This is a genomic window from Psychromonas sp. MB-3u-54 (genome assembly GCF_002836415.1).
Lineage (GTDB): Bacteria > Pseudomonadota > Gammaproteobacteria > Enterobacterales > Psychromonadaceae > Psychromonas.
This window is the reverse complement of sequence record NZ_PJBP01000172.1, coordinates 13,133-35,033: the sequence shown is the minus strand read 5'-3', so window position 1 is coordinate 35,033 and position 21,901 is coordinate 13,133. Positions and strand designations below refer to the sequence as shown.

Below are 21,901 nucleotides of genomic sequence, written 5' to 3'. Positions count from 1 at the left end.
TTTACTGGCACTATTGGGTGCCTACCGTAAAACTATGCACTTTTAATAATAAAAGGAAGAACAGAATGATAGATAACAAAAAATCAGTATTTAAACTCGGTCGTTTGAGTGTTGCTTTGTTGATTGCTGGATGCAGTAGTATGGCGATAGCCGATCAATTTAGTGATGCTGCCCAAAACTGGGTTGGCAGTGAATTCACCCCATCAACACTCACTGAAAAGCAGCAAATGGAGGAAATGAGCTGGTTTACTGAAGCGGCAAAACCTTATCGTGGTATGGAAATAAATGTTGCTTCAGAGACGCTTACGACTCACGAATACGAGTCTAAAACCTTAGCCAAAGCCTTTTTTGAGATTACTGGTATTAAAGTAAATCATGATTTGATTCAAGAGGGTGACGTAGTTGAAAAATTGCAAACTCAAATGCAATCCGGGATCAATATTTATGATGCTTATGTTAATGACTCGGACTTAATCGGTACCCATTTCCGTTACGGTAAAGTTGTGCCAATCAGTGACTTTATGGCTGGTGAAGGTAAAGCGGTTACCAACCCAGACTTAGATCTAGAAGATTTTATTGGTTTGGACTTTACGACGGGCCCGGATGGAAAAGTCTATCAATTGCCTGATCAACAATTTGCAAACTTGTATTGGTTCCGTGCCGATTGGTTTGCAGATGAAGATCTTAAAAAGAAATTCAAAGCCGAATACGGTTATGAGTTAGGGGTGCCTTTAAACTGGTCTGCCTATGAAGATATTGCCGAATTCTTTACTGTCAAAGTGAAAGAAATTGATGGTGAACGTGTCTATGGGCACATGGATTACGGTAAAAAAGATCCTTCTTTAGGATGGCGTTTTACGGATTCGTGGTTATCCATGGCAGGGGCGGGCGACAAAGGTCTTCCTAACGGTTTACCGGTTGATGAATGGGGTATTCGTGTAGAAGGTTGTAATCCTGTTGGTTCAAGTGTTTCACGTGGGGGCGCAACTAATGGTCCTGCTGCAGTGTATGCAACAGCTAAATACGTAGAATGGCTTGACAAGTATGCCCCACCTGAAGCACCTGGCATGACCTTTGGTGAAGCAGGACCAGTACCCGCTCAGGGTGCTATTGCACAGCAAATATTCTGGTATACCGCCTTTACTGCCGATATGACTAAACCTGGACCCGTAGTAAATGAAGACGGTACGCCAAAATGGCGTATGGCACCATCACCACTCGGACCCTACTGGGAAGAGGGGATGAAGGTGGGTTATCAGGATACAGGCGCGTGGACTTTCTTAAAATCTACACCGGTTGACCGTCGTAAGGCTGCGTGGTTATATGCGCAATTTGTTGTGTCTAAATCAGTTTCTCTGAAGAAGACAATTGTTGGCTTAACACCTATTCGTGAATCGGATCTGAATTCACAGGAAATGACCGATTTGGCACCTAAGTTAGGTGGTCTAGTTGAATTTTACCGTAGTGATGCACGTGAGCAATGGACTCCAACGGGTACAAATGTGCCAGATTATCCTAAGCTTGCACAATTATGGTGGCAGTATGTTTCTGAAGCCGCTAGCGGTGAAAAAACAGCACAACAAGCTATGGATGGTCTAGCCGCAGCTCAAGATAAAGTAATGAGCCGTTTAGAGCGTGCTAATGCTCAAGGTGAATGTGGCCCTAAGCTTAATCCAGAGAAAGATCCAGAGTTCTGGTTAAGCCAACCTGGTGCACCTAAAGCTAAGTTAACTAATGAAAAACCACAAGGTAAAACGATTGCTTACAAAGATCTGATCGGTGGTTAATTAACTGAGATATGATCATAACTAAACCGGCCTTTGTGCCGGTTTTTTCATTTTTAAGCTGTTGTTTTTAAATTCAAATGGACTTTCAGGGTGAATGTCCATTTGAATTTATTTCATAAGAGATTGGTTGTTAGTTTCATAATGTCGCTATTCCCTGCGGGTGAACAGCAGATAAATTGTAGATATATTACCTAAATTTACTCTCACATTAGGGGCGAATTATGTATGCTCAACCGTGAGTTATACCAAAAGCATTAAGTTTATGATCACTTTATTCAAAGGAAAAATTTACGCTAACAAAGCCGTCAGGATAAATTTCAATAGTAAATATGATCACTTTATTAATACCTTTGGTATTCATAAATGTAGCCGAGCGTGGAAGATTTTTATCAGTGATCTAGAAAGAATGTAAACACTCTGTTCAATGGATTGAATTGACATGATAAGTTAATTAATGGAGTGGCTATTATGTTATCCGTAGGATGCGCTCTGCGCAGAGCGCACCCTACGGGCTGCTCCATCGCCAATTTATTGCACAAGTCAGGTAATTCAATTCGATAATTTAGCTATTATGTACCTTCCCTTTATTCGCCAGAGCTAAATCCAATCGGGCAAGTGTGGGCACGGTTAAGAGACTATTATTTGGTCAATTTTGCATTTAAAGATGATGAACATATAGTTGTTAAGGTTAGTGGAGGATGGAATAACTTTAGGCATCAGGTAGAAGAGGCAAAAACACTCTACCAAAGGGAGTGGGGTAGTTGCGCAACTATGATGGCGTTGCATCGGCCAGTTCATTTAAATATCGGCGAATGGTCTGAGGACTTACTTTAAAGTGCCCAACAAAGTCATAGATACTGAGATATTCATTTTTCTGTACGGGATCGATGATTCTCTGTCGTTTGCTTCGGGAAACTGCACTTAACTCCTTCAGTTTAATGAAATAATAAGTGGGTATGAGTTTCGAATTGAAATAAAGAGGAGATTAAAGCCTGCTTCTACAGGCGGACACGCGATATAATCGGCGATCCGATTGAATGTCGAATGACGAAATCTTAATGCCGTTAATATGGCAGGCTTCGGCTGGTGGATTATGTGTTTTGAGGCCGATTGATGATACAAAAGAGTGTCTTATGACACTCTTTTGTAGGTTACTACTCTTGATATGAGTATGAGTGATGTTTTCTACTTATATTTTCCTAAATAGCCGTTATTCAAAATCTTGATCGTGCATTTCAGCCCATACCTGCGCACACTTTACTGCACGTTTCCAACCACTGTAACGCTGCTTACGTTTAATTGGATCCGCATGAGGTTCGAATGAATGTTCAATGACAGCTTTACCTGCCAGTTCTTCCAAACTATCCCAGTAGCCGACAGCAATACCCGCCAGATAAGCGGCACCCAGTGCGGTGACTTCAGTGACAGCAGGTCGTTGAACCGTGGTATCTAATACATCTGACTGGAACTGCATTAAAAAGTTATTCGCTACAGCGCCGCCGTCAACTCGTAACGCCGACAGTTTAATACCCGAATCGGCCTGCATTGCATCCAGCACATCACGTGTTTGGTACGCAATACTTTCTAATGTTGCCCGAATAATATGGTTTGAATTGACGCCGCGTGTTAAGCCAACAATAGTACCTCGTGCATAGGGGTCCCAATACGGCGCGCCTAAGCCTGTAAATGCCGGCACTACGTAAACACCGTTTGAAGAATCAACTTTAGTGGCAAAGTATTCAGAATCCTTAGCATCCGCGAGTAATTTCATTTCGTCGCGCAGCCACTGAATAGAAGCACCACCCATAAATACCGCGCCCTCAAGTGCATATGCGGGTTCGCCTCTCGGACCACAGCCCAGAGTCGTTAACAGACCATTGCTGGAGGTTACTTTTTCTTTACCGGTATTCATTAATAAGAAACACCCGGTGCCGTAGGTATTTTTAGCCTGACCTTTATTGACACACATATGACCATATAAAGCCGCCTGCTGATCACCGGCAATACCTGCAATAGGGATACGTGTACCACCGACGCCGCCAATGTTGGTCTCACCGTAAACTTCAGATGAGCTTTTTACATCAGCCATCATAGAGCGCGGAATGCCAAATGCTTTCAGGAGTTTTTCATCCCATTCTAATGTATTGATATTAAACAGCATGGTACGGGAAGCATTAGTATAGTCAGTTATAAAAACGCGGCCCTGGGTCATTTTCCAAACTAACCAGGTATCAACCGTACCAAACATTAACTTACCTGCTTCAGCATCTTCGCGGGCGCCTTCAACATTGTCTAATATCCATTTAATCTTGGTACCGGAGAAGTAGGGGTCAAGCACCAGACCGGTATTTTCACGGATATACTCTTCTAAACCTTCCTGTTCTTTTAGCGTTTCACAGATAGAAGCGGTACGACGGCACTGCCATACAATGGCATTATATACTGGCTTGCCTGTTTCTCTATTCCAAACAATGGTTGTTTCACGCTGATTGGTAATGCCAATAGCGGCTATTTGATCACTGCGAATGCTTTCTTTCGCTAATGTTTCAGTTAATACCGCACTTTGTGTTGCATAAATTTCCATCGCATCATGTTCAACCCAGCCGGCCTGCGGATAGATTTGGGTGAATTCTCGTTGAGAAACACTGACGATATTTGCATCGTGATCAAGAATAACGGCGCGAGAACTGGTTGTACCCTGGTCTAATGCAACAATGTATTTTTTATCTGTCATAATATTATCCTTTGTCTATAAGTTTTCAGTTGTAATTTGTCTGCATACTTCTTGGTTAATTAAACGTCTATGACTATGCTTCTGCTTTTGCCTCTACTAGGCCTTCACTTGCTTGTGCTTCGTCATCGTCACACAGGTTTGGAATAGTGCAGCCGTGACCTGCACCTGGTAAATATTGTGCAATCAGTTTCGGATAAGCCCAGCCGCCGAAACATGCACCAAAGATAGGGGCTAAAATAGGGACAATAAAGTAAGGAATATCTTTTGCACCGCTCAAAGCAAAATCCCAGCCTGCAAAGTAAGCAAATAACTTCGGGCCAAAATCACGCGCCGGATTCATCGCAAAGCCTGTTAGCGGGCCTAAAGAACCACCGATAACCGCAACGACAAGGCCTACCAGAATAGGGGTCATTGCACCGCGCGGTGCACCGTTGCTTTCATCGCCGAGCGCTAAAATAGCAAACATAAGTACGGCAGTAATAACAAATTCAACTGAAAATGCACCCAATATAGATAATGACGGATGCGGGTAGGTTGAGAAAATACCGGCAGTTGATAACGCGGCTTCACTACTGCGTAAAAAGCCGTGGGCTATTTCGTAATCAGTAAACAGGTTGCTGTATAAAGCATAAATTAAAGCGGCAGAACAAAATGCGCCTGCCAGCTGTGCAATTATATAAGGCAGGACTTTTCTTTTTTCAAAACCGTGAAAAGCTGCCAGTGCAATGGTAACTGCAGGATTAATGTGCGCACCAGAAACACCAGCAGTACAGTAAATAGCAATTGCAACGCCCATACCCCACATAATACTGATTTCCCATTGGCCAAAACTTGCTCCTGTTAATACCAGCGCCGCAACACAGCCGACACCAAAAAATATCAGCAGTCCTGTTCCGATAAATTCGGCTATGCATTGCCCCAGTAGTGTATGTTGTTTATTTTCGGTCATAATCCATTCCTTGGTATGTAACATTTATTTTAGATTGATACTTTTTTAGATTGCGCAAATGTACGTTATTTTAACATTTATGAAACGTACAAGGCCTAAAAGTGAGCGTTCGAGCATGTTTGTGTTCTAATTAGAAGATTGAGTTGTTTGTGTAGAAGATTGAGTTGTTTGTGTCGAAACACTTGAGATTACCTGCAATCCTGTCCTTGCAGACTTGGTTAATACATGTCCCCCTGCGTTGTGGATTTTTAGGTAAGGGGTATATTTTTATGCACTTTCTATTTGGCATAAAAGACTGAATATTTGTACCTCCGGATATTGTTATTGCTCTTTTAGTGTTGCTGGATAATCCTCGGGGGTTTTTGCATCTTATTGTTTTTCATGTATGTTTTATCTATTTTTCATGTTTTATTTGTTTTTTTCTATCGCGGTTAGTAAAAGGCAATAGCTCGAATTTTGATTCTAAATAGGAACGGTCAGTGCCGCTGCTAGGGTAAAGAGGGGCTGCTCGGTGATAAGTTGTTTGTTAATGCTTACCGGGCTTTTTAGCATTATTAAAAACGCTATTATAAGAGTCGTTATATAAGTAATTTAAGGCGTTCTAAAGCGCTGTAGGACGATAATATAATACTCGTACTGCTTGGCGTAAAAGTTCGTTCGAGTGTGTTTTGTTTTTTTTTCTTCATTCTTCCCGTCATTATGCTTTTGCAACAGAAAAAAGATCAATTAAAACAGAGGGTTATTTATTATGCTAGGCTGACGTATAACACATAATGCTTAATGTCCTATACCGTTCATAACTCCAAACTATTTATAAAAACTGGAGATGTACCTAATTCGATTGCATTCTAAATTCAGATAGCTAATAAAATAATAGTTGGACCGCAATTGATGATTGTTTAGCCATTGTAATTAATGGATGTCTGCAATTAATAATACATCTAGCTGAGATGGATGCCGCAAAGAAATGGAAAGCGGCCTTAAATCGCTTTATAATTGCGTTTAAAGACCGCCTTAAAAACTACGTTTAAAAACAGCAGCTACACCATATTATTTACCGGTGCATCTAGCTTTCTCAGCCCGGTGTTATTTCTTCAGTAAGAAGTTAACCAACGCCATATACACCATATTATTTACCGGCGCATCTCGCTTTCTCAGACCGGTGTTATTTCTTCAGTAAGAAGTTAACCAACGCCATATACACCATATAATTTACCGGTGCATCTAGCTTTCTCAGCCCGGTGTTATTTATTCAGTAAGAAGTTAACCAACGCCATATACTTATCTTGAGAGTTAATGCTTTTATCTGGAGTAAGATGGTACTTATTGTTCACAATAACTGCTGGAACACCTCTTAACCCCGCATTTTTGAAATCTTTATCAAAGCGTCTCTGCATCGAATCAACCACGAAACCATTGAAGGCCGCATCAAATTTCGATGCTTCAACACCGTTATCAATAAATATTTGGCGCAATTCTTTCTCATTACGAGGTGTCTGGTTAAGATCATGAATCTGTCTAAACATAACAGGAATCATCTTTTCTTCGACTTCCAGGACAACCATAGTGGCATAAGCTTTTGCCATTGGTACGCCCATGCTGCCACCCATAAATGAAACGTGCGTCTTCTGTAATTTAGCATTCTCAGGAAGCCGCTCTTTTACCTGTCTGATAAAAGGTTCAAATTTGTTACAGTGGGGACAGAAGAAGGAAAAGTATTCAGTCACTTCAGGCTGAGAAGAGGGTTGAGTATCGAGTACCTGATATTGTTGGCCTTCTGTAAACTGAGCTGCGTGTGCTGCAAAGCTAAGCAGCAGAGTGATAATGAGTGCGAAATTTTTTTTCATGGTTATTGTCTCTCAAAGTATTGGTGTTTTTTATTACGATCTCTTCAAATCAGAGATTTGCTCCCGATTGGTGAGCATATTAGATTTCTTAAAATGGAGAAGTTAACCGATTGGAGGGCGGTATAATATTTCAGAGAATGAGTGTGGGTTTCCCATTGTCTCCTCTGTAATTAATGCTCGAGAGAATGCCTGTGCTTTGTGCAGTTTTGCAACTGCTGTTGCCGGAAATAGAGTAACAACGTTGATTAAGCGCTCGCAATTCTGGGGCGTTTTTGAATTAATATTGATGGCTTTAATAACGTCATACCATGCCTGTCGACATTTTTGTCTGATTTCTAATTTATTATAGTATTTACAAGCGAGTATTGGTGTGGTTATTTTTAATAAGGAAGCACTACTAACATTGGGATAAGTAAAATTATTAGCTGATCCAACAGCAAATACAGATGTTAGCAGGGCAACTACAAGCAGATAACAAATAAATAGATTACGACGAAAAAACAACATCAATTCACACTTGTAATACGGATAGAAAATGAGAGTTAAAAAGCCTTCAACAAAGAAGGCTTTAGCTATTATGACTTATAATATCTAATCTTATAAAAAGATTAAAGTGTTTTCACTTGCCGACAGAACAACATTTTGAGGTTAGCAATAATTTTAAACTTCTACCATAACAGCTGGACAGATGTGGAGCGTCCATTTATGTCCATAATTTAATGGATGTCCATGATTTACGTTTGCAGACTAACGTTTACCGTTTCCACCCGCTTTAATAAGTAGAACATCTAAAAGTCGGTTCGGTAAAAATCGCTTTAACAACGCAAAAGCGATAGTGGGTACGGTAACTCTATAGCGAATTTTAGGCTTTGATTTTTGTAAAACATGCAGCACACATTTGGTCACGGCTTCAGGCCCTAGCGTAAAGGGGGCGCTTGGTCCAACGGTTTCTAAACGAGCGACCATGGCTTCATAACTGCTTTGATGGGCGCTGCCTTGCTCAGGCATCCAACGCTTAAACTGCTCAAAGGCATTTTTTCTGAAATCAGAAATAATCGCTCCTGGTTCAATTAAACTCACTTTAATATTATCTTTTTTAACTTCAAGCCTTAAGGTGTCCGCAAAGCCTTCAATTGCAAATTTGCTGGCATTGTATGCACCACGATACTGCATTGCTGCAAAGCCTAAAATAGAGCTGTTATAAATAATTTTTCCGCCACCTTGCTTGCGCATAATAGGCACAACCAAATTGGTCAATTCCTGAGTACCAAACACATTGGTTTGAAACTGATACTCCATCGCTTCACGGCTTAAATCTTCAACGGCACCCGGTAGACCGAATGCGCCATTGTTAAATAACAGGTCGATTTTTCCTTGGGTTTCTAAAAGAACTTGCCCTAACGCTGATTTGATTGATTGGCTATCTGCTAAATCGAGTTGCAAACAAGTAAGGCCTTGATCGTTCAATCTCCTGACATCTTTCTGTTTTCGACAAGTCGCAATCACCTGATAGCCCATTGATTGTAGGTGTTTGGCACAATGATAACCGATGCCCGTTGAGCAACCTGTGATTAGGATTTTAGTCGTAGAAGGTGAGTGTGTTGTCATGTGTAAGACTCTCAATTTAATAGGGTAAATAGATTGTAAGGGATTTAATTTAGACCTCTTAATCAATTGACTGAATGCTCTTGACCTTAGCGCTGGGCTGCTCAAAAGTCTCTTAAAGAATTATTTATGATTAAGGAGATAAGTAATAAAGTTATTGTTCATTCGCCAATCAGAAAGACAGGACAACCGATTTTCATTATAACCTGTCAAATACAACTTATTAAATGGCCATTATAGGAAGTTGTTGAAGAGTAAATCCGATCACTTGATATTAAAAGAATGAATAAAGTAATCAGATTGTAAAGCAGGACAAATCTTCCAAATATTAATTTAAACGGGGATTTTCCCGATAAAAACTGGCTTTGTAATACGTTGGCCTCACTGCTGCAAGTTTCAATGTTAATTTTAGCTGGTTTTATTACCTGTGATAATAACGGGACTCAAAGATTAGTAATATAACCCATTAATTTTAAACTTCTATAAAAAAGCCTCAAGCAGTTAAACAACTTGAGGCTAACAATATAAACGGAAATTTTATGTCATGCCTTTTTCCATTTAGGCTAAAATGCTTTTATTCTTCTTATACGCGTATAAGTGAAGGACGAGCAATACTCAAAAAGTATCTAAAAACAAGGCGATCATAACCGGAATGGTGACAATAGAAATCGCTGTGCTGATAACCACTGCCAGAGCTGCTTTTTGAGGGTGAACATTTAAAAGTGATGCCACTGCTACGGTATTGCCTGCCATGGGAGGAATCGCAAAAAGAAACATTACTTTATAGAGATCAGAATTAAAAAAATTAAAATAATAAGCATCAATCCAAATGATGATAAGAACGCAGAGTGGATAAATAAGAAATTTAATAGTAAATGCAAACGTCATAAACATTTTGTCTATCCCGACATTTGCCAGGCCTTTAAGGCCCATACCTATCATCATCATGCCTAAAATGGCATAGGCGCCTTTGAAATAATCGAGATAATCAAGAAGATTTGTATTTAACTCAATCTGTGAAATATTAAAAATTAATCCCAAAATAAGTGCATAGATAGAGGGGAGTTTAGCCACTTTTATCAGGCTTTGATTGATTGTGTAATGACCTTTTGCAACCACAAAAAAGCCGACGGTACTTTCATAAAGTAAGGATGCGAGCACAGTAAAAATATAAATATTTGCTAACTCTTCACTTAAAATCATAATGGCTAAGGGAATGCCAAAGTATCCGGTGTTTCCAGTTCCCGCCGAAAAAGCTAAAATATTTTTGGTGTTATCGGAGAAAAAGTTTCTACTTATTCTCAATGTTCCAAGGGACAAAAGGCTGTTGAGGAGGAAAAGAAGTATAGGCAGCATAATGACAGCTAAATTTAACTGCACTTTGTATGAAGCCATAAAAATAACTACGGGGCCAATCAGATAGATCAGTAAAGAGGCTATACCGTCACGCTCTCCTCTTAGATAACGTGAAAAGAGATACCCCAGTGCGATTGTAATATAAAGCGGTAGTATCTTTAGCCCTAAGGCAGTTGCTAATTCAAACATTTTGATCCTAATTTTTTCAGAAGCGAATATTTTGTTATTGCTAGGGGCTGTTTAGGAGCGGCTTTTTTGAGGAAGTAAAGCACGCGCATCGATTGTTTTTTTCGCTTTTAATTAATCTCTTAGATTCAAATAAGTTGTGTACAACTTGAATCGGTAGAAAAAACAGTCGCTCAAATATAACAGGTCTGAGTCAAAATAAAATATTAAAAAACTTAATGCCAGTCAACCTGTGCTTAGCAGAAAGCCCTCTCGTCAGGCAGGTCAACGCAAGTTAAAAGCTCTCAATCGCTAAAAGAAGAACAAGTCTCATTAAATTAATCGCCTTTAAGCTTCAGGAGAAATGGAGCTCTGAGCCAATTTCCTACTGGCTTGATGAAAACAATCCGCTCTCTATTTTCCATGAAATATTTGTCAGGATCTTTGCTCAGAGAAGAAAAAGGGGGGTAACTTATTTAAAAATCTATGCGGAAAAGGAAAAATATAGCCATTAAGAAATCAAGCAGAAGGATTATCAGGAACGGCATCAATATTGATGAACGATCACTGATTTTCGCGTGAAGTTGCATTCTTTAGGTCGAAGGATGTCAAAAGTTATTGAAGTAGAGTAAGTGATTAGGAGATGGATTTGGTTATTGGAAAGAGACTCAGAGGCTATTGTTAAAGGTCGCTCTAATTTCACCGTGTCGACAGTTGCAGATTGCAATTTATTAAAAATAGCAATATAAACAAATGGTTATGTTGTTAAGTGCTAAGCTAAAATAGTGTGCAAAAGTGGTGAGTCGTTGTTGCCCATCAAAGGTAATCGGATTTGATTACAATCTGCATTGTATGATTTGTTGTCTATTAATCAGCTGGAAGACAAAAAAAGAAACACTCTGTACTAAAGAAAAGGGGGATGGCCGTGAATAAATTCGTCATTACCTGATCTTGAATGCTAATAAAATGGGTCATTTAATGCTTGAAGGCCCGCTTTATAAACCTGGCAAGGGTACGACTTACAAGTTTAAGCTTGCCGAAAGCAGATAAATAATTTTCAGGAAGAATAAAAGGAAGTACAAGCAGGAAAATAGAAATAATGTGTATTGCAAAAAAAATTGTCATCGTTTTTTTATTTTAATGCGAATACATATCAATTAATATTTAGTTTTGTGAACCTGAGCATTCTTGATTTCGCGCTTTGTGGTAACTTCTGAACTAGTATGGGTTGGTGCGAATTTTAATCAAGTAAATGCCTATTTTAGGTACGTATACTATCAGTAAAACAATAAGGATGGAAGATGAATATATTAAAATATAAATCGACAAAGCTAGTGATAGCTTCTGTATTGTTAGCCGGATTCACGACAGCCTCTTTTGCTGCAGAGAGAGTCTACACTTGGAAGCTGGCAACAACTTGGGGACCGACACTCTCACCCTTTATTGATGCTCCGCACCAGATGGCTAAGATGGTTGAAGAGATGTCTGATGGCAGACTAGTTATCAGAATAGATGCATCAAATAAGCATAAAGCAGCACTTGGTGTTTTTGATATGGTTAAAGGTGGTCAATATGATATGGCACACAGCGCATCATATTACTGGAAAGGTAAAGATATTAACACCTTACCTTTTACGACAATGCCTTTTGGTATGACGACACCTGAACAATACGCTTGGTTCTATGAAGGTGGTGGAATGGAGCTTATGCAAAAAGCCTACGCACCTCATAAGATATTGTCATTCCCTGGTGGAAACACGGGAAATCAAATGGGAGGATGGTTTAGAAAAGAAATTAACTCACTTGAAGATTTAAAAGGGCTCAAAATGAGGATCCCTGGATTCGCTGGTGAAGTAATGGCGAAACTGGGTGTTGCTGTTACAAACATTCCATCTGGTGAATTATATACTTCACTAGAGCGTGGTGTTCTTGATGCGCTGGAATGGGTTGGCCCTGGCATGGACGTAAATATGGGCTTTCATAAAGTAGCGCCATTTTATTATACAGGTTGGCATGAGCCAGCGACAGAGCTGCAGTATTTAGTCAATGAGAGAAAGTTTGATAGATTGCCAAAAGATTTACAAGTAATTTTGAAAACTGCGATGAAACTTAGCGCATATGATATGTATATTAAAAACTATGCAATGAGTGCTGAGGCATTGTCTGAGATGGATACTAAATATCCAAATATTAAAGTAATGACTTTTCCAAAACCGGTTATGGATGCCATGAAAAAAGCTAATAGTGAGTTAATAGCTGAAATAACGAAAGAAAATCCATTGTTAAAAGAGGTGATAGATTCACAAACTGCTTTCCAGAAAAAAGCGAGAGCGTGGACTATTATGTCTGACTACAATTATTTAAAAGATAACTTACAGTAAGAGTAAGAGAAATAGAATCCCCTTTATAAAAGGGGATTTTTTATAGCAAGCCAAAGGATTTTTATTGTGTTAAAACTTGAAAAACTATTTGATCGATTTGCAGATTTTATTGGAGCCATTACCTCTATTGCCATGGTTCTAATGATTCTAAATGTATTTTATGATGTTATTACAAGATACGTTTTTAACATGAGCAGTATTGGCATGCAGGAGATGGAGTGGCATCTGTTTTCAGTGATTATCTTACTGGGCGTGGCTTATACGCTAAAAGGGGATGGACATGTCAGAGTAGATATAATTTATGATCGACTTTCATATAGAAAGAAAGCGATGATAAATATGCTCGGTGCTATTTTCTTTATTTTACCTATCTCGCTACTGGTTGGCATCAGTTCCATTGATAATGCAGTTTCTGCTTATGCTTCCATGGAACAAAGTGGTAACCCCGGTGGTTTACAATACAGATGGATTGTCAAAGCATTGATTCCACTTTCATTTCTTTTATTAATTATTACATCGGTAGGTTTTTTTATAAAAAATTTAAATGTATACAATGGATTGCACCCCTTAGAAATGGATAGAATCAAACACGAAGTTGAAGATATTAAGCATGATATTGAGGAACATAAGCACCATATTGTAGATACTGATAAAAAAGGAGAGTCAAAATGATTGGTATCTCAATGTTTTTTACCGCGCTTCTTTTGTTACTGATTGGATTTCCAGTGGCTTTCACCTTTGCGGCTGTTGCTGTGCTTTTTGGCATGATCGCGGGTATTGTCGAAATTTACTCTTACGGCGGATTTGATGCAGGGCTGATATCAGGTCTCATGGAGGGACTCGATGAAGGCGTAGCCATGTTTGGCTATATGCCATATCGAATCTTTGCAATACAGCAAAATACCATTTTAATGGCTATTCCTATGTTCATTTTTATGGGAATAGTATTACAAAAAACAGGACTTGCTGAAAAACTGTTAGAGTCCATGGGCTTTTTATTTGGTGAGATTCGAGGCGGAATAGCCATATCAACTGTGTTGGTGGGCTCTTTATTAGCGGCATCCACCGGTGTTGTTGGCGCATCCGTGGTCGCGATGGGAGTGATTTCACTTCCGGTTATGATGAAATATAAATACAGTACAGAATTAGCCACAGGCACTATCTGTGCGTCGGGTACGCTTGGACAAATAATTCCGCCTTCAATAGTGCTGATTATTCTTGGGGATGTTTTTCAAGTACCGGTAGGCGATCTTTTTAAAGCAGCTGTATGGCCGGGGCTAACGCTGGTTGCAGCGTATATTATTTATATATTGATTGTCTCATATCTTAAAAAAGATGTTGCACCCGCAATTCCTGCTGATCCGAGTCGTGGATCAAAGAAGAAACAAGTATACAAAGCGCTTATTGATATCATCCCATCACTCACCCTGATAATTTTAGTGCTTGGTTCAATTTTTGGAGGCGTTGCAACACCAACAGAATCTTCAGCGGTCGGGTCAATCGGCGCAGTCGGTTTAGCACTGATGTATAACACTTTTTCAATCGATATGATAAAAACAGCAGCACAGGAATCGGTAAAGATAACATCAATGGTTTTTGCTATTTTAATAGGAGCCACTGCATTTTCAATGGTATTTTCTTATACCGGCGGAGAAGAGATAGTTACCGAGTTTATGAATAATCTGCCTGGTGATAATAAAACTTCATTCATTCTCTTTACCATGCTTGCCATTCTTATTTTAGGATTCTTTATCGATTTTGTTGAGATATCTTATATTATAGTGCCGATTATAGTGCCAATAGCGGCAGCCTTAGGAATAAACCCCGTATGGTTTGCAATATTGATAGCCATGAATTTACAAACGTCATTTTTGACCCCGCCGTTTGGATTTTCACTGTTTTATTTAAAAGGTGTCGCTCCTCCATCGGTGAGTACCATGCAAATTTATCGAGGCGTAATACCTTTTATAATTATACAAATTGTAGTCTTAGGTATTCTCGCCTTTTATCCAGAATTTTTTGGTATTGACTCAATGATATAATAGTTAGCTTTAGGCAATTATAGCGCTAGATTTAAGTCATTAAATCTAGCGCTATTTTTTTATAATTATTATTGTTGTTATTTATCTACATCCCCTCAAAAATCATTCTTTTTTAATTCTATAAAACTCCCCACAATAACCAACATTATCCCAAAATAAATTAAATTAAATTATTATCTTATCGGTAGGGTACATTCTATGCACCGTCAGTAGCGGTAATAGATGCGCGGAGCGCATCCTACGAGCACCCCGCGAGCTGAACCGGCCCCTATCACGGGCGTGGGTTTTTTTTATCAATGAGCTAGAAAGAGTGCAAACACTCTGTTCAATGGATTGAATCGAGATGGGGAGTTAATTATTAGAATTGGTATTATCTTCTCGGTTCTATGCACCGCAAGCAGCGGCAATAGGTACGATTGTTATCATGAATAGTGCTGCGCAAATAAGACAGCCATTAAATTTAATGATTTATCCGTTATGCACTTTATTCACCAGCGCTAAATCCAATCGAATAGCTGTGGGCATGCTTAAGATAATAAAAGGTTTGCTCGCCCGTTTTTTATTGCCAGCGATTGACTTCATTCGCACTTGGTTTATAGTTAATTCGGCTTAATCAAGTCGATGGCCGACACCGCAGTAACAATAATCCACCCATTATAAGGAAGTTTTTATGGCAGATCCAAAATCATGGCCTGATATGGCAATCGATCTTTACGACAAGCTGACCGGTCGTGGCGCCGAAATTACCTATGCGTTCGAAGACATGGAAATCTCTGTTCCGAGCGGCACCGGTGATGATGTTACCCATGCCAAATGGAAAATTAACGGTGCTATTAAAATCAGCAGCCGGGATACCTCCAAGGGGAGCTAGCTGCAATGAGCGCTCCACTGAATGTATCAGCCCAGCTGTCGTTGACTGATGAGAGCGGCAAACAAATTTTGCTGAGTGCGGAAAAAGAAATCATGACGGTAACGCTACCCAGTCTGTGGGTAGGTCGCCCTATTTTACGGCTGCTCAGCAATCGTGGGCAGCGTACCCGGATGATCGAAAATGTCTATGGCGGTCTGCAGCTCACCGATTTGACGATCGAATTCCGAATAGCTGATCGTGTTATTGCTCTGATCGCTCCACAGTCGCGTCCCGACTTAGTTTCTCGAATTCTGGGATTTGGCCCGGTAGAGCTGAAAATAGTTCCGATCCTACTCTCTTTGTTTAAAAGATAACCTTCATACTTTGACTGCATTTCAGAGCATGTCCTGCCTCAGACCTTAGTATTTTTGCTGTACTGCCTTGGGTCTGTTGAGCTTTTTATCTAAATTTTAAACCCTCAGGTTAGTTGGCATAATTAGTTCCGCCAAAAATCAACAGCAGCAAACCACCCTACCCATAATAATATTGTCCATACTGAAGGGCTCAGATAATATAGATATAAACAGAGTGCTATTCGTTTCATTTCTGCCGGAAAAAGCAATCATAAAGGAAATAATGAGATTCTATGAAAATATGGATATCTAGTGTCTTCGGACTTAAATAAGAGAACTTATTTTTCTTGTTAACTTTCTTTTAAAACAAGGGGTTGAGTTAGAATGTAATAATGTAAACTTAGTTTTTTTGATCCTCGTATCACTTTTCCCACCTGAAGTCGGGACTCCAACTGAGCCGGTCACTTAACAGCGGAATTTTTGTGTGTTTTCGGAATTGAGCCTTCAGGCTCGGCGTGTAGCAGTTTTTTAGGATTTAAACTTTATTATCTATGCACGTTATGTTTCATTATAAATCCTTTAATAATAAAGGCACTTGAAAATCATCATAATGAATTTTATGCTTCCCCGCACCGTTGGAAATATGACAACAGGGTACTAAAAACTTAATTACTATTAATAGGGCTGCGATAATCGGTGCATAGAATGCGGAATGCACCCTACGAGCTATGCATTTGTTATTACAAAAGAAATGATGACATTGACTGATGCCTATATAATACCAAAAGAAATAATTAAGTGATCAGATTTGCCCACTCCCTTTGGCAGAGTGTTTTTACCTCTTCTACCTGATGCTTAAAGTTATACCAAACGTATTAAATTTATGATCAATGCCTTCAAAGGATAAAGTGTGCAGCAGCTCTCGGAACCGGGCCTTTAGGCTCGGCCTGTTGCTTTTAAGCCTGAACAGCACTTTAAAGGGACTACCACAGAGAACACCGAGGCGCTGCGCACTACACAGAGAAAGACCAGCCCGTAGGGTGCGCTCCGCGCACCGATTGCCACTGCCTGTGGAGCATAGAATGCACTCTACCCATTCCATTAATTAACTTCAGATCACAATTTAATTTCTTTTGGTATAAATATAGATACTTGGTTGAATACATCTTTGCAAGAATTAAAAATTTCTAGCAAGCGCAACAAAATACAATAAATAAAAGGGAAACTATGCGAGTATAGTTGCCTTAGCTTCCACTCTCGTGCGGCTTGCCATGCATTACTAAATAATTATTGAGCAGCAAAGATCAACTGGCAGCAGTGAATAATACTTTGAAGGATCTGTCTATGAACTATCTTAATTCCACCAACAATCAGTATGGTGGAACTTATGTCTCCCCAAAAAATCTCCCTGACAGCAGTGCTGCTTTTGTATCACAACTCAAGGAGTCATTAACAATTTGGCAGACCCAGAAGATTAAAGTTGTGTGGATTAAGATTCCCAATGCGCGCGCCAAGTTATTGCCGCTTTTATATCAGGCCGGCTTTATTAATCACCATTGCGATCTAAATTTCATGATGCTGACTTTAAGGTTAGAAGAGGGCGCGGTTATTCCACCTTTCGCCAAGCATACTATCGGCGTCGGAGGACTGGTTATTAATGACAATAACGAGCTGCTAACGGTCAGGGAAAAAGACCACATTAAAACGCATCCTCACAACTGGAAGTTTCCCGGAGGAATGTTAGACCCCTATGAGCATATCGAACATGGTGTGATACGAGAAGTGCTTGAGGAAACCAGTATTCAAACCGAATTCCATAGTTTTATCGGTTTTAGGCACCACCACCAGGGGCAATTCAGCACATCCAACATTTATGCAGTGTGTCGCCTCAAGCCGCTAACATTGGATATTACCATTCAGGAAAGCGAGATCTTTGACGCTAAATGGTTTCCGATTGAGGATTATCTGGCTGACGAGAAAATCGGTAAATACAACCAGCAGATTTTACAGAGCGCGCTCAAACACTCGGGGCTAAAAAACATTAATTTGCCCGGTTATATGCCATCGGATCAAGATTATGAAGTGTTTATGACACCATAGTTAAGCAGGATATCTAACCCATCAAACAGGTTTTATGCTTTTGGTATTAATAGTAAACTCTTTCAGTTCTGGGTTTTGTTTTTCGCCCAGGTTCGGGCCCATTATTTCTTTTGAAAGTTTGGGCTTCTCTGGATATTATTGATCCACAACCAAGCTTGCTTTAAAACGAGCTGCACCGTTTGTGAGCGAGCGTATTTGTATTGAAGATGATGCCATTCGTCCTACTCCAATAAGGCGTACCATCATATTGTCATAGGTATCATTGCTTTCAAATGATTCATAAACTAATTCTATTTGTTGATTAAACAAAACAAACCATCAATCAATTTAGCACCCAACGAAAAAAAGGAACTAATTGGTTAAAATATCATCATGGCTTAAGCCAATCTCAGGTTACTTTAGTCGGCGGTTGTTGAGTTTGCAGATCCCTTATTGTTTGTGGCAACGAGGATTGAATGAAAACATCAATCAGCTATTAAGACAATATTGGCCGAAATCTACAGACTTCAAAAAAGTATCGCAATCAGAAGTTCAAGATGTAATTGTCAGCTCAATGATTGACTTAAAAAGAACATAAATCATAAAATGCCAGCCAAATTAATGGCTGAACATAGGGTCTATAGCTGCAGAGTAGTTATGTACTTCAAAGTTGAATATGCCTCTTATAATAATGTATAACTCTAAATGATATATATTTTGAGAACATCATTAACCTATTGTCGGTATGATACCTATGGCTTGCATTAGTTGAGCGGCAATAATTGTTACACCACAAGTAGTCGCTAATACTAATGCTGGAATTCCCCCGCACACTTGATAATCATTACTATTAGCTTCTTTTTGCTTGCGTTGTACCCAGACCATAGCGACAGGAAGAAATACTGCCAGCACTACTAATGCTATGGCGGCGTATCCTAATGCTGATATAAAGCCTTGAGGGTAAAAAAGAGCAAAGCCAAGAGGTGGAAGAAAAGTTACAGCTGCAGTAACTAAACGATCTTGTTTTGAACTACCACGATTTAGTGAATCACGAAGAAAGTCAAATAAACCCAAACTAACACCAAGAAAGGATGTTGCGAGGGCCAAATCTGCAAATATGGTTATAGAACTTCTAATGCTTGGACTATTCAATTTAATTGATAAGATGCTGATAAACTCATTTAAGCCACCAACACCTTCTAAGGCTTCTTGATTTATTACTCCTTGACTAACCGTTTGCCATAACAAATAAATAAATAATGGTAATGTAGCGCCTATTATCATCACCTTACGGAGTGATTTAATATCAATACCGATATATCGTACAACGGAAGGTATTGAGCCATGAAATCCAAATGCAGTAAAAATAATAGGAAGAGCAGAAATGATTAAACCTTGTTGCATCGGCATTGCAAGTAAATTTTCACCTTGAATACTAGGGGTTAGTAGATAGAAAATTGATATAAGTACGAATATTTTTATCGTAAATAGAACACGATTCACTTTATCTACGGTTGCAGTTCCAAGGGTGATGATAGCACCAATAACTACAGCAAAAACAATAGGGCCTATTTGCGGGGCTACCTGAACATTTAAGATGCTCTTAATATTATCTTGTAATTGTGCTCCTCCCCCAGCAATGTAAGCAGAACATAAAGCATAAAATAAAAAAAGCATTGAAAGATTAGCAATAAGCTGGCCTTTTTTTCCTAATAGTGATTTTGCTAAAGTATTTAATGTTGCCTCTGCGCTTGCATACTGGTGTACTTCTAGCATTAATAAAGCAGTATAAGTCATTAATAACCACATTATTAGTAGAACAATCATAGCGGTAGAAAAACCAAGCCCAGCTGAAGCAATTGGAAGTGCTAGCATTCCCGCACCTATTGATGTACCTGCTATTATTAACATACTACCTATTGTTTTATTTAGGATCATGATAGGGCCTCTTTATTTAGTAACGAATGATACCAATTTAAAAAATAATAGTATCAATTGTTACTAATGTCAATAATATGTATCATATATTCCCATTGTTATTATAATATAGTTACCCCGTTCACATAAAAACTATAGGTGATAATGTGTCATTAAATTTGAATACCTTCTTCCCTTATCAATTTTCGGTGTTAGCACAGCAGGTGACTGAGTTTATTGCACAAATATATGAAAAATTCGGGATCACGAAAATGGAGTGGCGTGTTCTGGCGACAATTGGTTATCATAATGAACTATCAGCTCGAGAGATATGTAAATTTACTCACCTTGATAAAATGCAGGTGAGTCGTGCTATTAATAAACTTATTCAGTCTGAACTTTTATTTCAACAGGTTAGTTCTCAGGATCGGCGGAAGAACTTGTTAAATCTCACAGCCAAGGGACATGAGCTGTATCAAGAAATTATTCCATTAGCTAAAAATCAAGAGCAACGGTTACTTGAGGGATTAACAGATCAAGAGTGCGAACAGTTGAAAATATTGACAGTTAAGCTCAGTATGCAATTAGATGTGATTTCTAATAAAAGTGTGTTTAAGAATAGCGATGATGATGTTAGCAGCTAGACTTTGCAGTATTTATCAATCCATCTAAAAACATTAACTTAATGAACCAGGACTAAATCACGAAACGCCTATAAAATGAACAGATAAATTGCTTATATACCCATGTTACTTCAAAATGCTTTGTCAGGCGCAAGGTCGGAGACCAGAGCAAGACGCAACATGAGGTAATGGTTATTCCCTTTTCGATTGGTGCAACGCAGCGCTGGTTTTCGACCTTGCGCCCCGTAGGGCAAGGTAAATTGTGCTAATCTGCGTTGTTATAAAATCTCTATGTAGAATAACTAACCTTCAATTTTATGCCTCGCATCTCAGCATAATTTTCCTTGCTGACTTTGCATCTTGAAGTATCATGGGTATATATAGTGACAAATATCACAAGATCATATTTACCGGTGATCTTATACTTCTCTTTACGGATCAGAGAACCACGTCAAGAGTGGAAAGTTATGCATAAATTATCTGAAATTTTGTTTTTAGCAACAACTGCAACTATAGAGGGTGCTGAAGCTTGGTATTAAGCATCTGATTTTTTTGAGGATAATATATGTTTTCTAAGGGCGTTCTCTCACTTTGAAAATGGTATTCCATGCTATCTCAGGATAGTGCGTATCTTCTCCGTGATGAATCCAAAGGTATTCCAAAAAGCGTTTATTGCCTATCTGAATGACTGTCATAAAGCCATGCATGTTGACATGATTGCAATAGATGGGAAACGAGGGCAAAGATTGCTTTTATCGATTCCACAAAAATTGTGCTATGCCATATTATCAGAGCAAAACGTAACAAAGTTTTTAGCGCAATTGCGAAGCATGGGAAAGCACAATAGGATGTTTTTTTGGTTTAAAATTACAATACAAAGGTGTGGAAATAATAACAAATTTTCGAAAAAAATAAAAAAGGCAGCGATAAGCAAGTAGAATAAAGCGATGCTCAGCAAGCGTTATCTTATCGGAAAAATCAATGATCAAGTAAAAAACATTTCATATATAGAGCATACTCGACACCGCAGCATCACTGGCTTTGTTGTAAATATACGGGGTGGTTTAATTGCCTATTGCCTGCAAAAAAAACATCAATCAATTTAACACCCAATGAAAAAAAATGCTAATTGGTTAAAATATCATAATGGCTTAACCCAATCTCAGGTTAATTAATAATGTATTCAATTACGACGGGGATTGATGGGGATGTT

Annotated in this window: 17 protein-coding genes and 2 pseudogenes; 10 read left to right on the top strand and 9 right to left on the bottom strand. The window is 39.0% G+C overall.

What is annotated here, in order from left to right; all coding sequences use genetic code 11:
- Positions 1-65: 65 nt before the first annotated feature.
- On the top strand, positions 66-1,787 hold the full coding sequence (locus CXF72_RS14215) for an ABC transporter substrate-binding protein (RefSeq protein WP_101039833.1): 1,722 nt from the start codon (positions 66-68) through the stop codon (positions 1,785-1,787).
- A gap of 769 nt (positions 1,788-2,556) precedes the next feature.
- Here CXF72_RS14215 and CXF72_RS19890 read toward each other — a convergent pair.
- The 7 genes from CXF72_RS19890 to CXF72_RS14180 all read right to left on the bottom strand — a co-directional run bounded on the left by CXF72_RS19890 (position 2,557) and on the right by CXF72_RS14180 (position 10,467).
- Positions 2,557-2,643 carry a DeoR family transcriptional regulator gene (locus CXF72_RS19890; protein ID WP_232784995.1) on the bottom strand — a complete coding sequence of 29 codons (87 nt, stop codon included), beginning with the start codon at positions 2,641-2,643 and terminating at the stop codon, positions 2,557-2,559.
- A 354-nt stretch (positions 2,644-2,997) separates the two neighbouring features.
- Entirely contained in the window at positions 2,998-4,521 is a 1,524-nt protein-coding gene (gene glpK, locus CXF72_RS14205; RefSeq protein WP_101039831.1) for a glycerol kinase GlpK, read from the bottom strand.
- 73 nt (positions 4,522-4,594) lie between these two features.
- Entirely contained in the window at positions 4,595-5,470 is an 876-nt protein-coding gene (locus CXF72_RS14200; RefSeq protein WP_101039829.1) for an MIP/aquaporin family protein, read from the bottom strand.
- A 1,244-nt stretch (positions 5,471-6,714) separates the two neighbouring features.
- Positions 6,715-7,317 (bottom strand): thiol:disulfide interchange protein DsbA/DsbL, encoded by a 603-nt coding sequence (locus CXF72_RS14195; RefSeq protein ID WP_101039827.1) that lies wholly within the window; start codon positions 7,315-7,317, stop codon positions 6,715-6,717.
- 102 nt (positions 7,318-7,419) lie between these two features.
- The gene (locus CXF72_RS14190; protein ID WP_101039825.1) at positions 7,420-7,824 is read right to left on the bottom strand and encodes a hypothetical protein; all 405 of its coding nucleotides are present in this window, start codon (positions 7,822-7,824) and stop codon (positions 7,420-7,422) included.
- Positions 7,825-8,064: 240 nt separating this feature from the next.
- On the bottom strand, positions 8,065-8,925 hold the full coding sequence (locus tag CXF72_RS14185; RefSeq protein ID WP_101039823.1) for an SDR family NAD(P)-dependent oxidoreductase: 861 nt from the start codon (positions 8,923-8,925) through the stop codon (positions 8,065-8,067).
- 612 nt (positions 8,926-9,537) lie between these two features.
- On the bottom strand, positions 9,538-10,467 hold the full coding sequence (locus CXF72_RS14180) for an AEC family transporter (RefSeq protein ID WP_101039822.1): 930 nt from the start codon (positions 10,465-10,467) through the stop codon (positions 9,538-9,540).
- A 1,277-nt stretch (positions 10,468-11,744) separates the two neighbouring features.
- Here CXF72_RS14180 and CXF72_RS14175 point away from each other — a divergent pair.
- From CXF72_RS14175 to CXF72_RS14145, 6 genes are all read left to right on the top strand, one after another.
- Positions 11,745-12,824: a TRAP transporter substrate-binding protein gene (locus CXF72_RS14175; RefSeq protein WP_101039819.1), complete on the top strand. Its 1,080-nt coding sequence runs from the start codon at positions 11,745-11,747 to the stop codon at positions 12,822-12,824.
- Positions 12,825-12,890: 66 nt separating this feature from the next.
- Positions 12,891-13,496, top strand: a complete 606-nt coding sequence (locus CXF72_RS14170) for a TRAP transporter small permease subunit (RefSeq protein ID WP_101039817.1) — start codon at positions 12,891-12,893, stop codon at positions 13,494-13,496.
- Positions 13,493-14,866, top strand: a complete 1,374-nt coding sequence (locus tag CXF72_RS14165; protein WP_101039815.1) for a TRAP transporter large permease — start codon at positions 13,493-13,495, stop codon at positions 14,864-14,866. The genes CXF72_RS14170 and CXF72_RS14165 overlap by 4 nt, the downstream gene beginning before the upstream one ends.
- A gap of 670 nt (positions 14,867-15,536) precedes the next feature.
- Entirely contained in the window at positions 15,537-15,737 is a 201-nt protein-coding gene (locus tag CXF72_RS14155; protein ID WP_101039811.1) for a hypothetical protein, read from the top strand.
- A 5-nt stretch (positions 15,738-15,742) separates the two neighbouring features.
- Positions 15,743-16,090 (top strand): hypothetical protein, encoded by a 348-nt coding sequence (locus tag CXF72_RS14150; RefSeq protein WP_101039810.1) that lies wholly within the window; start codon positions 15,743-15,745, stop codon positions 16,088-16,090.
- A gap of 1,323 nt (positions 16,091-17,413) precedes the next feature.
- On the top strand, positions 17,414-18,169 hold the full coding sequence (locus CXF72_RS14145; RefSeq protein WP_101039808.1) for an NUDIX domain-containing protein: 756 nt from the start codon (positions 17,414-17,416) through the stop codon (positions 18,167-18,169).
- A gap of 135 nt (positions 18,170-18,304) precedes the next feature.
- Here CXF72_RS14145 and CXF72_RS19420 read toward each other — a convergent pair whose 3' ends face one another.
- Positions 18,305-18,478 (bottom strand): hypothetical protein, encoded by a 174-nt coding sequence (locus CXF72_RS19420; protein ID WP_157823266.1) that lies wholly within the window; start codon positions 18,476-18,478, stop codon positions 18,305-18,307.
- 118 nt (positions 18,479-18,596) lie between these two features.
- On the opposite strand from CXF72_RS19420, the pseudogene CXF72_RS20335 reads away from it, so the two are divergent.
- A pseudogene (locus CXF72_RS20335) lies at positions 18,597-18,847 on the top strand (hypothetical protein); the annotation flags it as partial.
- 30 nt (positions 18,848-18,877) lie between these two features.
- Here CXF72_RS20335 and CXF72_RS14135 read toward each other — a convergent pair.
- Positions 18,878-20,086, bottom strand: coding sequence for an aromatic amino acid transport family protein (locus CXF72_RS14135; protein WP_101039806.1), 1,209 nt, complete (start codon positions 20,084-20,086; stop codon positions 18,878-18,880).
- A gap of 146 nt (positions 20,087-20,232) precedes the next feature.
- On the opposite strand from CXF72_RS14135, the gene CXF72_RS14130 reads away from it, so the two are divergent.
- Positions 20,233-20,709, top strand: coding sequence for a MarR family winged helix-turn-helix transcriptional regulator (locus CXF72_RS14130; protein WP_232784992.1), 477 nt, complete (start codon positions 20,233-20,235; stop codon positions 20,707-20,709).
- Between the two features lie 724 nt (positions 20,710-21,433).
- A pseudogene (locus CXF72_RS20330) lies at positions 21,434-21,817 on the top strand (transposase); the annotation flags it as partial.
- Positions 21,818-21,901 lie beyond the last annotated feature (84 nt).